Source organism: Vibrio sp. V08_P9A1T1 (assembly GCF_963874405.1).
Taxonomy (GTDB): domain Bacteria; phylum Pseudomonadota; class Gammaproteobacteria; order Enterobacterales; family Vibrionaceae; genus Vibrio; species Vibrio anguillarum.
Genome location: NZ_CAWNIB010000272.1, coordinates 19,947 through 41,897, shown reverse-complemented (window position 1 = coordinate 41,897; position 21,951 = coordinate 19,947). Strand labels below are relative to the sequence as shown.

The 21,951-nt window shown below is 47.4% G+C and carries 20 protein-coding genes; 5 read left to right on the top strand and 15 right to left on the bottom strand.

Annotated features, from left to right (window positions below; all coding sequences use genetic code 11):
- The first annotated feature begins 196 nt into the window (after positions 1–196).
- A complete protein-coding gene (locus AACT21_RS13015) occupies positions 197–2,086 on the top strand; it encodes a methyl-accepting chemotaxis protein (RefSeq protein WP_094164665.1) in 1,890 nt (629 codons plus the stop codon).
- 66 nt (positions 2,087–2,152) lie between these two features.
- Here the strand turns inward: AACT21_RS13015 and AACT21_RS13010 are convergent, their stop codons facing one another.
- Both AACT21_RS13010 and AACT21_RS13005 read right to left on the bottom strand, forming a co-directional pair.
- The gene (locus tag AACT21_RS13010) at positions 2,153–3,388 is read right to left on the bottom strand and encodes a mechanosensitive ion channel family protein (protein WP_013855795.1); all 1,236 of its coding nucleotides are present in this window, start codon (positions 3,386–3,388) and stop codon (positions 2,153–2,155) included.
- A gap of 168 nt (positions 3,389–3,556) precedes the next feature.
- Positions 3,557–4,483, bottom strand: a complete 927-nt coding sequence (locus AACT21_RS13005; RefSeq protein WP_094164664.1) for a D-2-hydroxyacid dehydrogenase — start codon at positions 4,481–4,483, stop codon at positions 3,557–3,559.
- A gap of 71 nt (positions 4,484–4,554) precedes the next feature.
- Here AACT21_RS13005 and AACT21_RS13000 point away from each other — a divergent pair, with 71 nt between their 5' ends.
- Positions 4,555–5,142, top strand: a complete 588-nt coding sequence (locus AACT21_RS13000) for a YjaG family protein (RefSeq protein ID WP_094164663.1) — start codon at positions 4,555–4,557, stop codon at positions 5,140–5,142.
- Between the two features lie 385 nt (positions 5,143–5,527).
- On the opposite strand, the gene AACT21_RS12995 is transcribed toward AACT21_RS13000, so the two are convergent.
- Both AACT21_RS12995 and AACT21_RS12990 read right to left on the bottom strand, forming a co-directional pair.
- Positions 5,528–5,884 (bottom strand): endonuclease domain-containing protein, encoded by a 357-nt coding sequence (locus tag AACT21_RS12995; protein WP_094147270.1) that lies wholly within the window; start codon positions 5,882–5,884, stop codon positions 5,528–5,530.
- A gap of 17 nt (positions 5,885–5,901) precedes the next feature.
- On the bottom strand, positions 5,902–6,957 hold the full coding sequence (locus tag AACT21_RS12990; RefSeq protein ID WP_017048893.1) for a CNNM domain-containing protein: 1,056 nt from the start codon (positions 6,955–6,957) through the stop codon (positions 5,902–5,904).
- A 486-nt stretch (positions 6,958–7,443) separates the two neighbouring features.
- Here AACT21_RS12990 and hupA point away from each other — a divergent pair, with 486 nt between their 5' ends.
- Entirely contained in the window at positions 7,444–7,716 is a 273-nt protein-coding gene (gene hupA / locus AACT21_RS12985; protein WP_010320328.1) for a nucleoid-associated protein HU-alpha, read from the top strand.
- Between the two features lie 42 nt (positions 7,717–7,758).
- A complete protein-coding gene (locus AACT21_RS12980) occupies positions 7,759–8,448 on the top strand; it encodes a DUF1481 domain-containing protein (RefSeq protein WP_017046802.1) in 690 nt (229 codons plus the stop codon).
- 119 nt (positions 8,449–8,567) lie between these two features.
- Here AACT21_RS12980 and purD read toward each other — a convergent pair whose 3' ends face one another.
- Positions 8,568–9,863, bottom strand: a complete 1,296-nt coding sequence (purD, locus tag AACT21_RS12975; protein WP_094164662.1) for a phosphoribosylamine--glycine ligase — start codon at positions 9,861–9,863, stop codon at positions 8,568–8,570.
- A 53-nt stretch (positions 9,864–9,916) separates the two neighbouring features.
- On the bottom strand, positions 9,917–11,527 hold the full coding sequence (purH, locus tag AACT21_RS12970) for a bifunctional phosphoribosylaminoimidazolecarboxamide formyltransferase/IMP cyclohydrolase (RefSeq protein WP_094164661.1): 1,611 nt from the start codon (positions 11,525–11,527) through the stop codon (positions 9,917–9,919).
- A 164-nt stretch (positions 11,528–11,691) separates the two neighbouring features.
- Here purH and zntR point away from each other — a divergent pair, with 164 nt between their 5' ends.
- The gene (gene zntR / locus AACT21_RS12965) at positions 11,692–12,090 is read left to right on the top strand and encodes a Zn(2+)-responsive transcriptional regulator (protein WP_017046798.1); all 399 of its coding nucleotides are present in this window, start codon (positions 11,692–11,694) and stop codon (positions 12,088–12,090) included.
- Positions 12,091–12,118: 28 nt separating this feature from the next.
- Here zntR and AACT21_RS12960 read toward each other — a convergent pair whose 3' ends face one another.
- The 9 genes from AACT21_RS12960 to AACT21_RS12920 all read right to left on the bottom strand — a co-directional run bounded on the left by AACT21_RS12960 (position 12,119) and on the right by AACT21_RS12920 (position 21,946).
- The gene (locus AACT21_RS12960; RefSeq protein ID WP_017048451.1) at positions 12,119–13,759 is read right to left on the bottom strand and encodes a methyl-accepting chemotaxis protein; all 1,641 of its coding nucleotides are present in this window, start codon (positions 13,757–13,759) and stop codon (positions 12,119–12,121) included.
- Between the two features lie 399 nt (positions 13,760–14,158).
- Positions 14,159–14,455: a DNA-binding transcriptional regulator Fis gene (fis, locus tag AACT21_RS12955; RefSeq protein WP_010320338.1), complete on the bottom strand. Its 297-nt coding sequence runs from the start codon at positions 14,453–14,455 to the stop codon at positions 14,159–14,161.
- Positions 14,456–14,478: 23 nt separating this feature from the next.
- Positions 14,479–15,447 carry a tRNA dihydrouridine synthase DusB gene (gene dusB, locus AACT21_RS12950; protein WP_010320339.1) on the bottom strand — a complete coding sequence of 323 codons (969 nt, stop codon included), beginning with the start codon at positions 15,445–15,447 and terminating at the stop codon, positions 14,479–14,481.
- Between the two features lie 139 nt (positions 15,448–15,586).
- On the bottom strand, positions 15,587–16,474 hold the full coding sequence (gene prmA / locus AACT21_RS12945) for a 50S ribosomal protein L11 methyltransferase (protein ID WP_013855808.1): 888 nt from the start codon (positions 16,472–16,474) through the stop codon (positions 15,587–15,589).
- A 113-nt stretch (positions 16,475–16,587) separates the two neighbouring features.
- Positions 16,588–17,934, bottom strand: a complete 1,347-nt coding sequence (gene accC, locus AACT21_RS12940) for an acetyl-CoA carboxylase biotin carboxylase subunit (RefSeq protein WP_013855809.1) — start codon at positions 17,932–17,934, stop codon at positions 16,588–16,590.
- Between the two features lie 14 nt (positions 17,935–17,948).
- Positions 17,949–18,404, bottom strand: coding sequence for an acetyl-CoA carboxylase biotin carboxyl carrier protein (accB, locus tag AACT21_RS12935; protein WP_013855810.1), 456 nt, complete (start codon positions 18,402–18,404; stop codon positions 17,949–17,951).
- 83 nt (positions 18,405–18,487) lie between these two features.
- Positions 18,488–18,937: a type II 3-dehydroquinate dehydratase gene (aroQ, locus tag AACT21_RS12930; RefSeq protein ID WP_017048888.1), complete on the bottom strand. Its 450-nt coding sequence runs from the start codon at positions 18,935–18,937 to the stop codon at positions 18,488–18,490.
- 285 nt (positions 18,938–19,222) lie between these two features.
- Positions 19,223–21,172, bottom strand: a complete 1,950-nt coding sequence (gene acs / locus AACT21_RS12925) for an acetate--CoA ligase (protein ID WP_026027881.1) — start codon at positions 21,170–21,172, stop codon at positions 19,223–19,225.
- 141 nt (positions 21,173–21,313) lie between these two features.
- A complete protein-coding gene (locus tag AACT21_RS12920) occupies positions 21,314–21,946 on the bottom strand; it encodes a 3'-5' exonuclease (protein ID WP_026027882.1) in 633 nt (210 codons plus the stop codon).
- Positions 21,947–21,951 lie beyond the last annotated feature (5 nt).

Genomic DNA, 21,951 nt, shown 5'->3' with positions numbered 1-21,951 from the left:
TAATAGCAGTAACTTACTTTTAATAGGTGTAAAAGATTTGTATCCATTAGCAACTAAACGATAACGCTTTGTGGCTTAGACTGTGGCTTGGACTTTTTGTCGGTTAATTACGACGCGGTGTGAGTGCAAAGTGTACATGTGTAGTGGGCGATTCTTACAAACAAAACCTAATCTATTTCACCAATGGGGGTGAGTTGTGAATCTATCGTTAAAAGGTAAGTTGATAATGACAAGTTTGCTTGTTGTTATTGTGATGGCGGTGGTGTTGACGTTACTGTCGGCAAATTTATTGAAAGATGAAACGGAGAGTGGCATCAAGGAAAGAGTGTATGGTATCTCGAAATCGGCAACGAGTTCGATTACCCAATGGTTAGATGTTCGTAGCAAAGTCATTAGTGCGGTGATCCCTCACACAATGAAGGAAGATTCACTGCCTTTTTTACAGCAAGCTCAGCAAGGCGCACAGTTTGATTTACTCTATTTCGGCACTGAGCAAGGCACCATGCACCGTTCTATTCCGTCTCGAGGTGCAGACAATGCAAGCTATGATCCTCGGACAAGAGGATGGTATCAAGAAGCGAAAAATAGCTCCGGCACGATATTAACTGCCGCCTATGCTGATGCGATCACGGGCGCTTTGATGGTAACGCTCGCTGAACCGATTAAGAAAAACGGACAGTTTTGGGGCGTTATTGGTGCTGATGTATTAATTGATCAATTGGTGAAGGATGTCATTGCGATTGATGCAGGGGCAAAATCAAACGCTATGTTGGTCAACCGTGATACAGGGTTAATTGTTGCACACCGTAATAAAGATTTGATTCTCAAACCACTGGCTTCTTATAGTCCTAACCTAACGCAGCAAGTCATCGACCGCTCAATGGCAGAGAACAAAATACAAACCGTGATGGTTGGTGATGTTGAAAAATTATTATTCTTTACTGCCGTTCCTGAGACTGACTGGGTGCTCGGCATTGAGCTCGATAAAGAGGTGGAGTACACCAATATTGGCGCGCTCTTTATGCAGTTAACCTCGATATCAGTCGCCATTACAATTTTGGTCGTGATTGTGTTTTCGGCATTGGTTGGCTTCTTACTGCGTGATTTGGGCCGAGTCTCCCAAGCATTGGCGGAAATTGCAGACGGTGATGCTGACCTTACGCAGCGCATTGAACCACGTTATCAAGATGAAGTAGGCGCACTGGCGAATAACTTTAATCAGTTCGTCGGTAATATGCACGGCATGATCAAGCGTTTCCATGAAGTGTCGCAAGGGTTAACACTGCAAGCAGAAAACACCGCAGCGCAAGCCCATGAACGTACCCGACGCATTATGGTGCAACAAGATGAAATCAACATGGTGGCCACTGCGATTAACGAAATGGCGGCCGCAACGCAAGAGATTGCAGGCAATGCAGATAATACAGCGGCCACGTCTTTGGATACGGTGAAAATTTCTAACCACGGCGTTGAGCAGGTGAAAAATACTCAACAGTCGATCAGTGAGTTATCGAAAGAGATGACGGTGGCCAAAGAGGTCATTGAGAACTTGAACCAGCATGCACAAAACATCAATACGATCTTGTCAGCGATTCAGGGCATTGCTGAGCAAACCAACTTACTGGCACTGAATGCGGCGATTGAAGCGGCAAGGGCGGGTGAGCAAGGGCGTGGATTCGCGGTGGTAGCGGATGAAGTTCGGGTACTCAGCCAACGAACGCACAGTTCGACGCAAGAGATTCAACAGACGATTGAAACCTTGCAGAAAACCACGACTCAGGCCGTGAACATCATGACTGAGAGTAGCAAGCTTTCCGAAAGTAGCGTGGAAGATGCTAACGTGGCCGCGCAAAGCTTAGTGAAAATTGGTGAAGCGGTCGGCACGATCAGCGATATGGCAACCCAAATTGCAACCGCTGCAGAAGAACAGGCGTCAGTCACAGAGGAAATTACGCGTAATACCCAAGGTATACGCGACGTCTCTGATGAACTGGCAAAAGAAGCGCAAGAAGCTTCCCAACAAGCTGAATTGCTTTCTAGCTTATCTAAAGAGCTTCAACAAGAAATTAACCGCTTTAAACTGTAACCCTTCTCGATCACTTTACGATTAAACCTCCCCCATTAGGGGGAGGAAACTCAGGCAATGTCATGTTTACCTTGCGAGTGCTTGAAAGTCACTGCCAGTTGGTGCTTGCGAAACGCGCAGGCCGAAGTCAGGAAGCACGGCGTAAATGTGGTCAAAAATATCCGATTGAATACCTTCATATTCGACCCACACGACTGTATTGGTGAAACAATAGATCTCCAGCGCGACGCCATCGTGCGTGGGGGCCAGTTGGCGCACCATTAATGTCATGCCTTGGTGAATTTGGGGATGGTTACGCAAGTAACGTTCTAGATAGGCACGAAAACTGCCAATGTTGGTTAAGCGGCGGCCATTGATGCGGCAGGCTAAATCGAGTTGGCTCATCTGATTATAGGCGTTGAGTTCTTGTTCTTTTTCGGCCAAGTAGGGCTCTAAAAGTTGTGCTTTGCGTAGGTAGCTTTGCTCTTCTGGCGTCAGAAAGTGAATGCTATTGGCATCAATTAATACACTGCGTTTAATGCGTCGGCCGCCTGATTCTTGCATCCCTTTCCAGTTTTTAAACGAATCAGAGATCAAGGCATAAGTCGGAATAGTGGTGATGGTTTTATCCCAGTTTTGCACTTTGACTGTGGTCAGGCTAATGTCGATGACGTTACCGTCTGCGCCATATTTGGGCATTTCTAGCCAGTCACCGACGCTTAGCATTTGGTTCGCTGAAAGCTGAATCCCCGCCACTAATCCTAAAATCGGGTCTTTAAATACCAGCATGATGACCGCCGTCATCGCACCTAAACCGCTCAGCAGTAGCACTGGTGATTTGCCAATTAAAATCGACGTCGCAAACAGTGCGGCGATAACAAATGCGATGATTTTGATGCTTTGAATAATGCCTTTGAGCGGAATGTTACGGCTGGTTGCGCTGCGATAAAGTAGCGTTTCCACCACATTGAGCAGGGCGTAACTGCTTAACAGGCCAAAGAGAATAATCCACAGTAAGGTTAATGTATGCAGCAGTTCGTAAGTCGCACTGGCGTGGCTAAGCCATAACTGAGTTTGGATTGAAATGACAATCCCTTGAATTAACAAGGCAAAGCGGCTGAAAAGCTTTTTGCTAAACAGAATGTTTTGTAAAACTTGTGCGTTGGTTGTGCGCCGCTGTAGCCATAGGCTCACCCCTCGGTGCAACACTAAATGGATAACGATAGAAATAAGCGCGATAAGCCCAAGTGCTTCAGCAATCGGCAGCAGTTGTTCTAAATTAATGTTCAGTGATTGTAGCCACGAAGTGATGGCTGAAGGCATGATTTGCTCCTTGTGTCATTAGGCGATACCGTTCCTGTTTTACCGCATTAACTCGTGTTCGATGCAGCAGTGTATTCTCGACAGCAATGGCAAGTGGTTTGCGTGTCTATAGTAACATTGAGTTAAGGTTTCCCTAGGCTTAGTGCCGATTATTAACCGCTATTTGACCTAATAGCCTTTTTCAAAATCAATTCTGTTTTCAAGTTGGAACCCGTCGCGCCACAAGCCGTAATTACGGGTGAAAATCTCAACCACTTGCTCAGGAAAACTCACTGCTGCGATGTGCGGGGTAAGGCTAATGGCAGGGTGCGTCCAGAACGGGTGATCTTCGCTTAATGGCTCTTTTTCAAATACATCGAGGTAAGCGTGTTGAATGTGACCCTCTTCAATCAGTGCAATCAAATCACTCTCAACAAGGTTTTTACCGCGCCCGACATTAAACAGCAATGCATTGTGGCAATGGCTCAATGTACTTTGATTGAGTAAGCCTTTGGTGTGCGGCGTGTTGGGTAACGTACTGACCACAACCTCCGCGTGAGCGAGGGCAGTAGCAAGCTCGTTAATGTGATAGGTTTTATCAAAACCCCCGTTTTTGGCTGGGATGCCAGTGCGGTTGACGCCAATCACGTGCAGACCAAAGGCTTTGGCTACTTTCGCTAAATGGCTGCCAATCGAGCCTGTGCCGAGGATTACCATGGTTTTATCATTGATCGATTGATAAGGGTGGGTTTGCCACTGTTTGGCCGCTTGTTGCTGCGCGTAGCAAGCAAAGTGGCGAAAGTGTGCAATCAGGTTGCCCAGAACGTATTCAGCAATTTGCTGGCCGAAGATGCCTTTAACGTTGGTGAGCTCATAATCTTGACGAAGTTGTGGCGACATTAAGGTGTCGACGCCTGCATATTCCGAGTGCAACCATTCCAGTTGCGGAAAATCGTCCAAATACTTTGCCGCCAGTGGTGGTGCGGCCAGCAAAATGGTTGCTTCGCTGCGATCGTCAGTGATGGCTAAGCCGCTCAACTGCGCCTGTTCAATCGCTTGTCGATAAATATCGTTGTGTTCGGTCAGAATATAGAGTTTATGAGTGAAATTGTTCATCGGCTTTGCTTTTTTCCCTGTTGGTTATCAAGTACACTTCCGCTGTCTTTTTCTGCTGCGATTGAGTGATTATGCTACAAAACCCTCTGCAGGTTCGTCTTGAGAAATTTGAACCTTGGCAACAAATTACTTTTATGGCGTGTTTGTGTGAACGTATGTACCCGAACTATGCCATGTTTTGCGACAATACTGAATTTGCTCACACGCGAGTATATCGAGATATTCTCGACAGTGTTTGGGAATTGCTCACGGTAAAAAGTGCCAAAATCAATTTCGAGAACCAATTGGAGAAGTTGGAAGAGATCATTCCAAGCTCAGAAGATTTTGATGTTTACGCTGTGTACCCAGCAATTGATGCGTGTGTGGCTTTGTCTCACCTACTTCACGGCCTGCTTGATCGCGATTATCTGTATGAAAACATGCAAAAAATCAGTCAGGTGTCGGTGCTGACAGTGGCGCAGTTAGAAGAAGCGCAAACGGGCGAAGAGATCACCAACGACAATCAAAAACAAAATGAAGCGGTCTGCGCTGAATGGGATGTGCAGTGGGTTATTTTCCGCCCTTTGCGTGAAGCCGTAGAGCGAGATATTGATTTGATTAAAGACCTACGCCAAGAGCTACGCGACGAAGGCGTGAGCAATATTGGTGTGAGTTTGTAGTACACCCCCTCCTAACCTCCCCCTAGAAGGGGGAGGGACTAAAAGCACTCTCGTCTCCCTTGAAGGGGTGAGACTAAAAGCATGTTCGTTGTGGGTGCTGAAATGTGCTGATTTCAGTGATCGCTTTTAAATTCCGTACATCTACCTAACTTTCCTCTAGAAGGGGAGGGACTAAAAGCGCTCTCGTCTACCTTAAAGGGGAGAGACTAAAAGCATGTTCGTTTTGGGTGCTGAAATGTGCTGATTTCAGTGATCGCTTTTAAATTCTGTACACCCCCTCCTAACCTCCCCCTAAAAGGGTGAGGGACTAAAAGCGTTCGTTTCGGTGCGGAAAGGTGCTGATTACAGTGATCGTTTTTAAATTCCCTCCCCTTTGAGGGGAGGGTTAGGGTGGGGTGTTTAAGTAGCGACAAATATCCTCAACAACATCATCAAGTTGTATTCGTACTTCCTCGTTTGTATACCGTAAAACACGAATGCCAAATTGCTCTAGATAATCAGTTCTTGCTTGGTCGTAGATATAAGAAGACTCGCTGAAATGAGAGTCACGATCGATTTCAATCACCAGCCGATGACTTGGCGCATAAAAATCCACGATATAAGGACCAATACCAAACTGACGGCGAAATTTAGTGCCTAGTTGTTGGCATCGTAACTTTGCCCACACACTTTGTTCTGATGCTGTAGCGTTAGTACGCAATGTTCTACGCCGCATTTTTGTCGATTTAGGATTAGATTCCATTCTATTTCCTTTATTTTCTATTCCTCATCCCTGTTTTCAATGACGCCGTGTGTTTTCTTCCAACGCTCCCAGCGCTGGTAAGCAAGCTGCTGCATGTCGGTGGTTTTATCTGCTTCATCAATGATCTCTTCACCCAGTAGGTACTCAAAAATATCCTCTAAGGTCAGAATGCCTTGTACTGTGCCGTATTCATCAACGATTAACGCCAATTGCAGCCGTTTTTGCATCATTTGATCAAAGGCCTTTAATAAGCTCATTTTGTTGAGCAGCGCATGAAGCGGCCTCATGACTTCTTCTAAACGTTTACTGCCTTGGCCCTTTTGTTGCAGTTTAAATAGCTCTAAGCGATGCACAAAACCGATGATGTCCTCTTTGCTTTCGCCATAAATAAGCGGACGCGAAAAGGGCGTATCTCTATGTTGCACGAGAAACTCGTCGATAGTGAGTTGCGCGCTGGCGCGAAACAAAACCGGGCGCGGTGTCATCACTTGAGTCACTGGGACGTGCTGGATAGCCAACAAGTTATTGAGTATTTTTGATTCGCCATCGGCAAACTCACCGCTTTCATTGGCCAGCATGGCCATCGCGGAGAGTTCATCACGCATTTTGGGCGCTTCATGGTGACGCGCTAAGCGTTTGGTGATCTGCTCTGAAAACCAGACAAAAGGTGTCAGTGCCCACACCATCCAGCGTAAAACTACCGCAGAAGCTGGCGCAAGTTGACGCCAATAGGTTGCGCCAATAGTTTTCGGTACGATTTCCGACAACACCAAAATGCCTAGAGTTAGCACCGCAGAAAATACGCCGAGCCATTCGCTACCAAATACGACCGCCGCTTGTGCGCCTGCGCTGGCGGCACCGATGGTGTGAGCAATGGTGTTGAGCGTGAGAATCGATGCCAAGGGACGGTCAATATCCGCTTTGAGCTTGCTTAATTTATCCGCTGAAGGATGAGCGTTTTGGCGCAACTGAGCAAGGTAGCTCGGTGTGATGCTCAGTAGCACAGCTTCAAGAACCGAACAGATAAAAGAGACACCGATGGCAACGGCAATATAAACCGTAAGCAAAAACATGATTGTTCCTTAGTTTTAATCTATACCAAATCAATACTGCGTTGAGTTTGCCTCATACCAATATATACCCTTCCCACTTGAAGCTGCAGCGGTGTTGGCTACGTTCGCTCACCCCAATCACATAGTTTATCTATGCTCATGGGGATGAACTTACTTGCCGCCTACCTGCAACTTCAAGTTGTTTGGGTATAGACCGTTGGCGTATGTGGCATTTGCTCTGCCTGGGCAGGATTGCACTGATATATTAGGTCGCTTAAGTGACCTGAAATATCAGGTATCCAAGCATAAGTACGCTATAAATAAGGGCTTACAGCGTCAAAAACAAGCGGATATTCTTTGTCAATCAGTAACAAATTGTGAGTTATTGCTCATATTGTGGTTAAAAGTGCGGCATAGAGACAAAAGATCAGCGACAAACCTTTGCCAGACGGGGGCTTTATGTTTTAGAGTGAGGTCAATTCGATAACACATGAGAAGGGAAACCTAATGAACAAGACCCAATTAATCGACTTTATCGCTGAAAAAGCAGACTTATCTAAAGCACAAGCAAAAGCTGCTCTTGAGGCGACTTTAGGCGCAGTTGAAGGCGCTCTCAAAGAGGGTGACCAAGTTCAACTAATTGGTTTTGGTACATTCAAAGTAAACCACCGTGCAGCGCGTACTGGCCGTAACCCTAAAACAGGTGCTGAGATTCAAATCGCAGCAGCTAACGTTCCAGCATTTGTAGCCGGTAAAGCACTGAAAGATTCAGTGAAATAATTTATACTACGCCGAGATACTCTCTCGGCGTAGATTTCTCCCATGAAAAAAATTCTTTTATCCATTCTATTTCCCCTCGTCTTAGTAGGATGCTCCTCTTCTAGCCATACGCCTAGTCTCGAACAATATTCCAATTATACCAGTGGGCAAACCATGGGTGATGCCACCAGTTTTTATTGGTATATCGAGCGTTCAGCCTCTCCAAACAGCGCCGCCGATTATGTCGCATCAGGTGATTATGGTTGGTATAAAACTAATTATCGCTGGGATGAAGGGACATTAAGAGAGCTCAAGCGTGAAGGTGAGCAGCTACAAAAGAAATCGCTCGTACCTTATTCGGTTCACTTACGTTTTAATGACGCTGGTGAAGCAATTTATCAACAATACCGTGTCGATGGAAAAATACTGCCACTCGATGAAGAACAGCTTTCCCATTACCTGCAACAAGCACAATACCTGATCTCAGAAACCAAAAATAAAGACAACCAAGGGTTAGAACTGATTCAAGGGGTGTGGGATGGAGAAGTGTTTGAAACCTGCACGGGTCATGAATACACGCAGATGGAATTTAACCAAACGCTGCCCAGTTTTGTGGTCAGTCGTTTAGCATCATTGGATAACTACATCGCATTTTTAGGTAAAATCCGCAATAACCGTGTCTATATCGAAGAGCTATTAATGCTTGCTGATGAGAATCATGGCTGTGTCGACAAACCGCAATTGTTGAAGTGATGATTAAGTTCATCTCGAAGTGGGTTTAACACCAAGCCAATACAGAAGTATGAATATGAAGTATAAAAATAAGGCGCTCAATGAGCGCCTTATTGGATCATAACCTAGCTTTGTCGTTGTTATTTTGTTGTCTGTTGTTCACGAGCTATCGCGCGGTAGCCAATATCGCTGCGATAGAACATGCCATCCCAGTTGACCTGTTTGGCTAATTGGTAAGCGCGCAGCTGCGCTTGTGAAACCGTGTTACCAAGTGCGGTTGCGCATAACACGCGACCACCGTTGGTGACGACTTCTCCAGCTTGGTTGCTTGTGCCTGCGTGGAAGATTTTCTCACCCGCGACTTCTTGCGTTGGTAAGCCAGAAATGACGTCCCCTTTCGCGTAGTCGGCAGGGTAACCGCCAGCGGCCAAAACAATACCGATAGAAGCGCGTGGGTCCCATTTTGACTCCACTTGATCGAGTTTGCCTTCTAGAGCGGCAAAGCAGAGTTCGACCAAATCCGATTGCATCCGCATCATGATCGGTTGAGTTTCAGGGTCACCAAAGCGGCAGTTGTACTCAATTACTTTCGGTGTGCCTTGCGCATCAATCATTAGCCCAGCGTACAGAAAACCTGTGTAAGGGTTGCCTTCTGCCGCCATACCGCGCACCGTTGGATAAATCACCTCTTGCATTACGCGTTCATGGATCTCGGGCGTGACCACCGGAGCTGGCGAGTAAGCGCCCATGCCGCCAGTATTGGGGCCCGTGTCTTTATCGCCGACGCGTTTATGATCTTGGCTGGTGGCCATAGGGAGAACATTTACACCATCGACCATGACAATGAAGCTCGCTTCTTCTCCATCTAAGAACTCTTCAATCACCACGCGGCTGCCTGCATGACCAAAGGCATTGCCTGCGAGCATATCTTGAATCGCGTCTTCGGCCTCTTGCAGCGTCATCGCCACAATGACCCCTTTGCCAGCGGCAAGGCCATCGGCTTTGACCACAATCGGCGCGCCTTGCTGGCGGACGTATGCCAAAGCAGGTTCAATTTCTGTGAAATTAGCGTAAGCCCCAGTAGGAATATGATGACGAGCTAAGAAATCTTTGGTGAACGCTTTAGAGCCTTCGAGCTGCGCTGCCGCTTGAGTCGGGCCAAAGATGGGTAAATCCGCCTTACGGAAAGCATCCACTACGCCAAGCACTAAGGGTGTTTCTGGGCCAACAATGGTCAGTTCAATACGTTTTTCTTGAGCAAAAGCGACCAAATCAGCAATGTCTTCCACTGCAATGTTGACGTTCTCAAGTTTAGGCTCAAGCGCTGTGCCCGCATTACCCGGAGCAACAAAGACAGTTTTAACATTTGGGTTTTGAGCGACTTTCCAACCCAGAGCGTGCTCACGACCGCCAGCACCTATAATCAGAATGTTCATCTATGAGTATCCTTTAACGTATAGAGTTTGTTTGTTGCTATTTACCAAGGTTTTTAGTGACGGAAGTGACGCATACCAGTAAAGACCATCGCCATGCCGTGTTCATCGGCGGCGGCAATCACTTCGTCATCGCGCATCGAACCGCCTGGTTGAATCACACACTTGATGCCCGCTTGCGCCGCAGCATCAATGCCGTCACGGAACGGGAAGAAGGCATCAGAAGCCATCACACATCCTTCGACTTGCAAGCCTTCATCGGCCGCTTTAATGCCCGCAATTTTGGCTGAATAAACGCGGCTCATTTGGCCTGCGCCCACGCCAACAGTCATGTCACCTTTTGAGTAAACAATCGCGTTTGATTTGACGTATTTAGCTACTTTCCAGCAGAAAAGAGCATCTTTGATCTCTTCTTCACTCGGCTGGCGCTTGGTTACGATTTTGAGATCATCAAGGCTAACCATGCCTTGATCGCGATCTTGTACCAGTAAGCCACCATTGACGCGTTTCACGTCAAAGCCCGTGGTTTTCGCTGACCATTCACCGCACTCAAGCAGGCGCACGTTTTTCTTCGCCGCAACCACTTCAATCGCTTCCGCTGAAACGGTTGGTGCGATGATCACTTCAACAAACTGGCGCTCAACAATCGCCGCTGCGGTTTGTGCGTCTAGCTCGCGGTTAAAAGCGATGATGCCACCAAAGGCAGACGTTGGGTCGGTTTGGTAAGCGCGGTTGTAGGCTTGAAGAATATCACTGCCCAAGGCAACGCCACATGGGTTGGCGTGTTTGACAATCACACACGCTGGCTCAGCGAACTCTTTCACACACTCAAGAGCGGCGTCGGTATCGGCGATGTTGTTGTAAGAGAGCGCTTTACCTTGGAGTTGGCGTGCCGTAGAGACTGACGCTTCCTCTGGGTTGGCTTCAACATAGAAAGCGGCCGCTTGGTGACTGTTCTCACCGTAACGCATGTCTTGTTTTTTCAGGAATTGTTGGTTGAAGGTGCGCGGGAATTTGCTCTCTTCATCAGCCTTCTTTCCTTCTTCATCAAGTAAAGAGGCTCCGTAGGATGGAACCATAGTGCCGAAGTAGTTGGCGATCATGCCATCGTAAGCAGCGGTGTGTTCAAAAGCGGCAATCGCAAGGTCAAAACGTGTTTCGAGTGTTAGCGAATTGTCGTTCGCATCCATCTCGGCAATGACACGGTCGTAGTCATGTGCATTCACCACTATGGTCACGTCTTTGTGGTTTTTCGCCGCAGAACGCACCATAGTTGGCCCACCAATGTCGATATTTTCTACCGCATCAGCTAGGGTACAACCTGCTTTAGCAACGGTTTCGGCAAACGGGTAAAGGTTGACGACCACCATATCAATCGGCTTAATACCGTGTTGTTGCATGATGTCGTCATCTTGACCGCGGCGGCCCAGCACGCCACCGTGTACTTTCGGGTGCAATGTTTTTACGCGACCGTCCATCATCTCAGGAAAACCGGTGTAGTCAGAAACTTCTGTAACAGCAATACCGTGGTCTGCTAATAAGCGAGCGGTGCCACCAGTAGAAAGAATATCGACACCGCGCTTCGCGAGAGCTTGAGCGAACTCAACAATGCCGGTTTTGTCTGATACGCTGATCAATGCGCGGTGAATAGGACGAGCGTTATTCATGCTTCGGTCTTCCTCAAATCATGGAGTTAATAGGAAATTTGATGGCGCACATTCTAACCAAACAATCATCAAAAAGCTCGCGCAATCGTTTGGCATCGCAAAATTTTTTATAAAAACGGCGATATTGGGTATCAAACGTAATAAAAACGTTAAAGGAGAATGAGATGTTTCAAATTGGAGAACTTGCCAAACGCTGTAAAGTTTCAACCGATACGCTGCGTTTTTATGAAAAAAATGCGCTAATAAAACCGGCGGGGCGCAGTGAGTCTGGTTATCGTTTATATAATCAAAAAAATCAGCAGCAGGTGAGTTTTATTCTCAAAGCCAAAGAGCTAGGGCTCAGTTTGGATGAGATCAAAGAGTTACTGGAAATAAAGCTGGAAGCGACCGAACACAGCTGTGCAGAAGTGAAATCGATCACCAGCGCTAAGCTGGTGGTGATTGATCAAAAAATCGCCGAGTTAACGGCGATTCGTCAAGCGCTAAAAAAAATCAACGATGCGTGCTGCGGTCATATAGACGACAACGCCAGCCACTGCTCAATTTTAGCGGCATTGGAGTGATCTCATCAGCCGATAAGGCGTGAGTTACTCACACTTTAAAATGGCTAATGCTCTGTTTCAGTTGTTGGCCACTGTCTGAGAGATATTGACTGGCTGTCGACACTTGATCGGCTTGGGCTGCAGCTTGGGAGCTGTGCTCGGCAATATGAGTCAGATTGCGATTAATCTCTTCTGTAGCGGTGGTTTGCTGGGCGCTTGCCTCAGCAATATGTTCATTGAGTGAGAGAATCTGTTTTACTTGCTCGTCGATCTCATTGAGCACTTGCTGCGCTAAAACGGCTTGTTGCTGTGTGGCGGTTGATTGTTGCTGCGTTTGAGCCATAAATTCTCCCAGCTCTTTTGCGCGAGCCTGTAATCTATTGATTATCTGCTCTATCTCGTTGGTGCTGGTTTGAGTACGCGTTGCCAGCGCCCGTACTTCATCCGCGACGACCGCAAAGCCTCGCCCTTGTTCACCAGCACGTGCTGCTTCAATCGCCGCATTCAGGGCCAATAAGTTGGTTTGTTCAGCTATCCCTTGGATGACCGCCAGTATCGCTCCGACATCTTGTGTCTCTTTCGCGAGGTTTTTAGTGGTGGTGTCAGTGGTGGTCAGTAGTGCAGACAGGGAGTCCATAAAATCAGAAGCTTTGCCAATCACCGAGCTGCCTTCTTTGCCTTTGCTGCTGGCCGTATGCGCGGCTTTCGCGGCACTACTCGCTGCATTAGCCACTTCTTGATTGCTCGCATGCAGTTCGTTCATTGCTGATGCGACCGTATCGACAGATTGCTGCTGCTCTAAGGCTTTGATTGAGGCATGTTGTGAGAGTTGAGTAAGCTCATTTGCCGAGTGGTTAACATTGTCGGTGATCGGTGTGATATTGGTAATGGTATGACGAATCTTCTCTGTGAACTCATTGAAGGCTTGCGCTATGTGTGACAGCTCATCACTACCTTGCACCGAGAGCTTTTTGGTTAAATCACCGTCGCCTTTGGCGATTTCTTCGAGTGCCTGTTTGGTTTCTTCACACGGTTTAGTGATGCTATTTCCTATCACTACTGAAAGAATCAGCATCACAATAATGACGATGCTAAGAATGAGCAATATCGATTGTAGGCGTTGCCAAATCAGCGCATTGACATCGTCGATGTAGACTCCAGAACCGAGGATCCAACCCCAAGGTTTAAATAATTTTACATAAGAGATTTTACCCACATCGACGCTAGAACCTGGTTTGGGCCACATATAGTCGACAAAGCCTTCACCCTGTTGTTTAGCGACTTTAGTAAATTCTACAAACAGTTTTTTTCCGGTCGGGTCGGCGGCATTGGAGAGATCTTTGCCGTCCAATTGGGGCTTCATTGGGTGCATGATCATACTTGGCTGAAGGTCGTTGATCCAAAAATAATCATCAGCCTCGTAGCGCAGTTTCGCGATGGCTTGTTTGGCTTGAGTCTGTGCTTGTTGCTCGGACAAGGTGCCATCGATTTGTAATTGGTGGAAGTAACTTAATACGCCATATCCTGTTTCGACGATGTGGCGAGTTTTTGTCTGTTTTGATTGCATTAAATCGTGTTGATAACTATTGAGCATGGAGACAAATGGGATCAACAGTAGCAGTGTGGTGACCGTGGTCAGCAGGTATAAACGCGTTCTAATTTTGGTCTGGCGCAAGTTCAGTAAGCTCATTGACGTCACTCCTTGTCAATCTTCCGAGTGGTTTTATCATTATAGGCCCATTTGACTTGGTGTTTAGATTGTTGCGTCGCCGAGCTTATCTTAGTCACTCCATTTTTGGGGGATAAAGCCTTACTCATTGTATGCACTGTTCACGACAAGTGATTTGGGGATCGGTCGGTAAATTTCCATCACATGCACAATGTAACCAGTTTGTTGCGGTCGCGTAAATGCGACAACAGAAGAAGAGAGAGCCCGCTCAAACAATCAGAACTCTTTATTGCATTAATGCAAAGTAAAGCAGCCCGTTGATATTTTAGTTATCCGTTGGGTGAAAATGAAAAAACCGAGCGCAGAAGCTCGGTTTTAAAAGCGATGGTATCTAGTTGCTAGATTTGTGCAGTAGCTAGATTAGTTCATGCCGTATTTTTTTAGCTTCTTACGAAGAGTGCCGCGGTTGATGCCCATCATGGTTGCTGCGCGAGTTTGGTTACCGCGAGTGTACTGCATGATGGTGTCGAGTAGTGGCTGTTCAACTTCAGCAAGAACTAACTCGTATAGTTCTGTCACTTCTTGGCCGTTTAACTGCGCAAGGTAGTTTTTAAGAGATGCTTTAACTGAATCACGTAGTGGCTTTTGCGTGATTTGATCTTGTGAAGTTACGGTTGTTACTGTGAAAGCTTCTGAAGTCAGGTTTTGTTCGAACATATGCGGTCTAGCTCTTCTCTTAATTATGATGCAACGTTATCAAAATAACCTTCGAGCGCGTCAATTTGCAGCGGTGCTGCGTCAATAGCGTTGAAGGTACGGCGAAACTCACTCGCTTGTTCATGTTCTTTCAGATACCAACCCACATGCTTACGAGCGATGCGAGGGCCTAAATACTCACCATAGAAACTGTGGAGAGCCTGTACATGACCAAGCATAATATCTTTCACTTCCGCAGCCGGAAGTTCAGACATCGTGGTGCCGTTTTCCAAATAGTGTTGGATTTCTTGGAAAATCCACGGGCGACCTTGGGCAGGGCGTCCAATCATTAAAGCGTCAGCGCCGGTGTAATCCAGCACGTATTTCGCCTTCTCTGGGCTATCGATATCACCGTTAGCAATAACCGGAATAGAGATGGCGTTTTTCACCGCTTTAATGCTGTCGTATTCGGCCTCGCCTTTGTACATACACGCTTTGGTTCTGCCATGCAGGGCTAAAGCTTGTATGCCGCAGTCTTCGGCTAATTTAGCGATGTAGACACAGTTTTTGTTGTCTGTATCCCAGCCAGTACGGGTCTTTAATGTCACTGGGACATCAACGGCGTTCACCACCGCTTTCAAGATCTGTTCAATCGTCTCCGGAAATTGGAGTAAGGCTGAACCCGCCAGCTTTTTATTCACCTTTTTTGCTGGGCAACCCATGTTGATGTCGATGATCTGAGCACCGTTCTCAACACTAAATTGGGCTGCATCGGCCATAAGCTGTGGGTCGGCTCCCGCAATTTGTACCGAGCGAATGCCCGATTCGCCCTCATGTACCATACGTTGCATCGACTTTGACGTATTCCATAGAGCAGGATTAGAGGACATCATTTCACTGACGGCCATGCCTGCTCCATAGCGAAGACACAACTCTCGAAATGGTCTGTCAGTTACTCCTGCCATAGGGGCAACGATAAGATTGTTCTTAAGTTGATAGTTTCCGATTTTCAAAACGTCATCACAGTTCTGTACCAGCAAGGGCGCGCATTTTACGCATTTTTTTACTGCGTGAAAAGACTAATATTTGAGCATTTACAATTTGTTTTAGTAAATCGTATAAAATACAGTCTATTAGCACGCAAAGTCTTATCTAGCCTTGCTTGCGACCCGAGATGCGGCACCACTCATTGAGCTCAATTATCGGGTCAATGTGAAGTTCGTCACGATAATGGTTGGCAACTTCTTCGGCTTGAGTGTCCAAAACACCGGACATCGCAAGTTGGCCATTGGGCTTAAGTAACCCTTTTATCACACCATTCAGGTCACGCAGTGGGCCGGCCAAAATGTTGGCCACAACCACGTCAGCGATTAAGCCTTCAGGTTGATCTTGTGGTAAATACACTTCAAGTTGGTCAGCTACACCATTGCGTCCTGCGTTGTCGTTAGAAGCAAGCAGTGCTTGTGGGTCGATATCAATACCGACGACTTTGGCTGCGCCCAATTTGATCGCCGCAATGGCTAGGATGCCTGAACCACAACCAAAATCGATGACGGTTTTGCCTGTCAGATCGAGCCCTTCGAGCCACTCTAAACATAATGCGGTCGTCGGGTGAGTCCCTGTACCGAATGCAAGGCCCGGGTCGAGCATTACGTTGACAGCGTCAGGTTCTGGGATTTCACGCCAGCTTGGGCAAATCCACAAACGTTGACCAAATTTCATCGGGTGGAAGTTGTCCATCCATTCACGTTCCCAGTCTTTATCTTCGAGCTGTTCAACTTTGTAGGCAAAGTCATCACTCAGCAGTTTGCTTGAGCGAATTTGGTCAATGATCCATGCGCTATCGGCTTCGGCATCATATAGCGCCAGCACGTCGGTATCGCCCCAAAGGCGAGTTTCGCCCGGAAGCGGTTCAAAAACAGGGGTGTCGTGAGCATCAAGAAAAGTGACGGATACTGCGCCCGTCTCTTCCATCAGCATGTCGCCAATTGGCTCGGCATTGGCGTTAGTTGCGTTCAGTTTAATTTGAATCCAAGGCATGTCAGTTGCTCTGTTATGTCGTCAGTTGGCGCAGAGTTTAGCAGAAACTGACTCGGCTGCCGAAAACAAAAATGCTCACCGAAGTGAGCATTTGGTCTCTCGCGACGCGAAAATTAGTGCTGTAAACCCAATTTCTTCTCAAGGTAGTGGATGTTCGCTCCACCGTGTTGGAAGTTCTCATCTTGCATGATCGATTGCTGCAAGGTGATATTGGTTTTAATGCCATCGACGATCATTTCGTTTAACGCATTTTTCATGCGCGCAATCGCCACGTCACGGTTTTCACCGTAAGTGATGAGCTTGCCGATCATTGAATCGTAATGTGGCGGCACTGTGTAGCCAGCATAAATGTGCGATTCCCAACGAACGCCCATACCGCCCGGCGCGTGAAAACGTTCAATTTTGCCCGGTGAAGGGAGGAAACGAACCGGATCTTCCGCGTTGATACGGCATTCAATTGCATGGCCACGGATCTTGATGTCATCTTGGGTAAACGACAGTGGTTGACCTGCGGCGACGCGAAGCTGTTCTTTGATGAGATCAACGCCAGTGACCATTTCAGTGACTGGGTGCTCAACTTGAATACGCGTGTTCATCTCAATGAAGTAGAACTCGCCGTTTTCGTATAGGAACTCAAACGTACCGGCACCACGATAGCCAATTTCGAGACAAGCGCGTGTACAACGTTCACCGATGTATTTACGCATCTCTTCAGTAATACCTGGCGCTGGGGCTTCTTCGACCACTTTTTGGTGACGACGCTGCATTGAGCAGTCACGTTCACCAAGGTGAATCGCGCCACCTTGACCATCCGCAATAATTTGTACTTCAACGTGACGTGGGTTTTCTAGGAATTTTTCCATGTAAACCATGTCATTGTTGAACGCCGCTTTGGCTTCGGCACGTGTCATTGCGATCGCTTGGGTTAGTTCATTTTCGCTACGAACCACGCGCATACCACGACCGCCGCCGCCGCCAGAAGCTTTGATGATCACAGGGTAGCCAATGCGTTTCGCATGAGCTTTGTTTTTAACTTCATCGCCATCAAGTGGGCCGTCAGAACCCGGCACACAAGGAACGCCCGCTTTTTTCATTGCGCTGATGGCTGACACTTTGTCACCCATCATGCGAATGGTATCGGCTTTCGGGCCAACAAAAATGAAGCCTGAACGCTCGACTTGTTCAGCAAAGTCGGCGTTTTCAGAAAGAAAACCGTAACCGGGGTGAATTGCTACTGCGCCAGTTACTTCTGCTGCAGAAATAATGCGTGGAATGTTTAAGTAGCTGTCAATACCACGTGCTGGGCCAATACAGATGGTTTCGTCGGCCAGCAGTACGTGTTTTAAATCACGATCGGCAGTGGAGTGCACGGCAACAGTTTTGATGCCAAGCTCTTTACATGCGCGCAGAATACGAAGTGCAATTTCACCTCGATTCGCGATGACTAATTTATCTAACATAAAGCAGACCTCGATTATTCGATAACAACAAGCGGTTGGTCGAATTCAACGGTCTGGCCGTCTTCAAGTAGGATTGCCGTAACGATACCTGCTTTATCGGCTTCGATTTGGTTCATCATTTTCATCGCTTCAACGATGCATAGTGTGTCACCGACTGAAACACTTTGACCGACTTCGATGAACGCTTTTGAATCTGGACTTGGTGAGCGGTAGAAAGTACCGACCATTGGCGAAAGCACTTGGTGACCTTTTGGCGCTACAGGCGCGGCGGCTTCAGCCGTTGGCGCAGGGGCAGCGACTGGCGCGGCTTGTTGTGCTGGCGCTGGTGCAGCGTAATGCATCTGAGCCATCTGTACTGGCGCAGTGTTACGACTGATGCGTACCGATTCTTCACCTTCAGAGATTTCTAGTTCAGAAATGCCAGATTCTTCTACCAGTTCGATAAGCTTCTTGATTTTACGAATATCCATCTTTTCTTTCTCTTTATCTTGTGAATACGTCAGCCCTTAAGGTTGGGCCGTAGAGTGTTTGTTTATCGTTGATCGTCTGTGGGTTATTTTGCCTGTAGCGCTTTTATGGCAGCTGCAAGAGCAAATTCATAACCTTGTGCACCTAACCCGCAAATCACCCCTTGCGCCTTATCCGACAGATAGGAGTGGTGGCGAAAAGGTTCACGTGCGTGAACGTTGGATAGATGCACTTCAATAAATGGGATGGCGACACCCAATAACGCATCGCGCAGTGCCACACTGGTGTGCGTCAATGCGGCGGGATTAATGATGATGAAGTCGACCTTGCCGTAAGCGGCATGGATGGCTTCGATCAGCTCATATTCGCGGTTCGATTGAAGATGTTCTAACTCAATATCTGCTTTTTGCGCTTGTTCGCGTAATGTCTCGGCAATGTGCGCTAAGGTGTCAGAACCATAATGTGCAGGTTCACGTAGCCCTAACAGGTTAAGATTTGGCCCATTTAAGACCAGAATGCGAGATTTAGCAGTCATTGTGTCGACATCTCCCTATATCGTGAAACGAATATTAATATTCCCATATTATTCTTAGGTCAGAGTGAATTTTTCGTCAAAAATTCCCTGAATTTAAGAAATTGCCCAAGATTATAGCTAATTCAGCGCAAATGGCAGCAATTTACTGGTCTTATCAGATAGTTTACTCATTTAATTCTGCAACCGAGTTAACAGAATGAGAAGAACTGAGAGGGAAAGAAAAAGCCGCCACAAGTGTGACGGCTTAATCATCTCAATGCCTCGCGGCAGGTAGAATCGTTAGCGTTAAGACAATTCTGCTTTTTCGGCGATCAATTTATCCACTACGCTAGGATCGGCCAGTGTCGAGGTATCGCCCAAATTACTGGTGTCGCCGGTGGCGATTTTACGCAAAATACGACGCATGATTTTGCCAGAACGGGTTTTGGGCAGTGAATCGGTCCAGTGCAGTACATCGGGCGTTGCAATTGGGCCAATCTCTTTTCGTACCCAATCTTTGACCTCTTTGTGTAACTCGGCACTGGGGTAGACGCCATCATTTAAGGTGATGTAAGCATAAATGGCTTGGCCTTTAATATCGTGTGGCACGCCGACAATCGCTGCTTCTGCAATTTTATCAAAAGCAACCAAAGCGGATTCAATTTCCGCGGTGCCCATGCGGTGACCAGAAACGTTTAACACGTCATCCACGCGGCCCGTTATCCAGTAGTAGCCATCCTCATCGCGGCGTGCGCCATCACTGGTGAAATACATACCTTTGAAGGTTGAGAAGTAGGTTTGTTCAAAACGGTCATGATCGCCATAAACCGTGCGCATTTGGCCCGGCCATGAATCTAAAATAACCAAGTTACCTTCGGCAGCCCCTTCAATGATGTTGCCCATGTTATCGACCAAGGCTGGTTGCACGCCAAAGAATGGCCGTGTGGCCGAACCCGGTTTAAGTGCCGTCGCGCCCGGCAGTGGCGTAATTAAAATGCCACCCGTTTCGGTTTGCCACCATGTATCGACAATCGGTGATTTTTCGTTACCGATGGTTTTGTAGTACCACTCCCACGCTTCTGGGTTAATCGGTTCTCCCACCGAACCCATAATGCGCAAACTGGTGCGTGACGTCTCTTTGACGGCTTCATTGCCTTTCGCCATCAAGGCGCGAATAGCGGTCGGCGCAGTGTAAAGAATGTTAACTTGGTGTTTATCCACCACTTGACTCATGCGGTTGGTGTCTGGGTAGTTGGGAACCCCTTCAAACAGAACGGTTTTTGCACCATTGGCCAAAGGACCGTAAACCAAGTAGGTGTGGCCAGTGATCCAGCCCACATCGGCGGTACACCAAAACACTTCGCCTGGCTGATAGTCAAACACATATTTGAAGGTCATCGCCGCGTAAACAAGGTAGCCACCGGTTGTGTGCAGCACACCTTTGGGTTTACCCGTTGAACCAGAGGTATAGAGAATGAAGAGGGGATCTTCCGCTTTCATGGCTTCGGCTGGGCAGTGGTCGGAAGCTTTTGCGGTTGCTTCATGCCACCACACATCACGATGTTCGTGCCAGTCAATTTGGCCACCAGTGCGTTTAAAGACGATCACTTTGCTGATGTTTTTCACTTCAGGGTGGGTCAAGGCTTCATCGACGTTTTTCTTCAAGGGCACAGCGCGACCGCCACGTACACCTTCGTCGGCGGTGATGACTATTTTGGAATCGGAATCAATGATACGACCGGAAAGGGCTTCCGGTGAAAAGCCACCAAACACCACAGTATGCACTGCGCCTATTCGAGTACAAGCGAGCATCGCAACGGCTGCTTCTGGCACCATAGGCATGTAAAGACAGACCACATCTCCTTTGCGAACTCCTTGATCTTTTAACACATTAGAAAAGCGACACACTTGTTGATGGAGTTCTTTAAAGGTGAGGGTTTTATCGTCAGCCGGATCGTCACCTTCCCAGATAATCGCCACTTCATCACCACGAGTGGCAAGGTGGCGATCGATGCAGTTAGCGGAGACGTTTAATGTGCCATCTTCAAACCAGCGAATATCTACATGGCCAGTATCAAACGAGGTTTGTTTCACTTGAGTGAAAGGCTTAATCCAATCCACAATCTTGCCGTGTTCACTCCAAAAGCCTTCTGGGTCGGTCACTGATTGTTGGTACATCGCTAGGTAAGTGTCATTATCCGCATGTGTTTTGGCTTTGATGTTCTCTTTTACCGGATAAACGTGGGCTTCACTCATTGCTTTTCTCCTTGTGAATTCGAACAATTTCCCTGTTGATTGGCGATCAAATTGCGCTGAAAGGAAAATCTGTATGTGGGTAACTGTCAGTCAGAGTGCGATTTTCTACAATTAGACTTTAGGATGAGTGTGGGGTAAGTGCTAGCGCGAGTAAGGTGCAACAAAGGGAGGCAGATCACCTTTGGTCAAGCGCACAAACACTAATGCCGCGGCGATGGCATCTTGCAACGCGTCGTGTTTATCCTGCATCGGCAAGTCGAGATGGCGACAAATCGCCTCTAAGCTGAGGTCGATGTACGCGTTCGGCAGCATTCTCTCTAACTGATCATGATAGATTTGACTTACTTCGATGAGGGCATTGGGCAGTGGAAAGCCTAAATGTCGTCGGCAAGCGAGGTCGAGGATTTTTTTGTCATAACGAATGTGATAGCCCACTAAAGGTCGGTTGCCGATAAAGTCTAATAGGTGAGTGATGGCCTCTTGCTCGTCGATGCCATCGACCAGATCTTGATGGCGAATTTTGTGGATTTTGACTGAACCCGAGTCGAGCGATTGTGGCGCGCTCAAACGCACTTCAAATGGCTGGCTGGTTAAAATGCGGTTGTCGATGATTTTGGTGGCGGCAATCGTCACTAACTCGGCGCGATTCGGGTCAAGGCTGGTGGTTTCGCAATCGAGCGACACATATTCCCCTTGCATCGGCGTCGCAAACAACGGCTGATAAGGCGAGTCTTTCAGCTTGTGAAACCAATAATGGCGTGTAAACCAATTCAATTGTT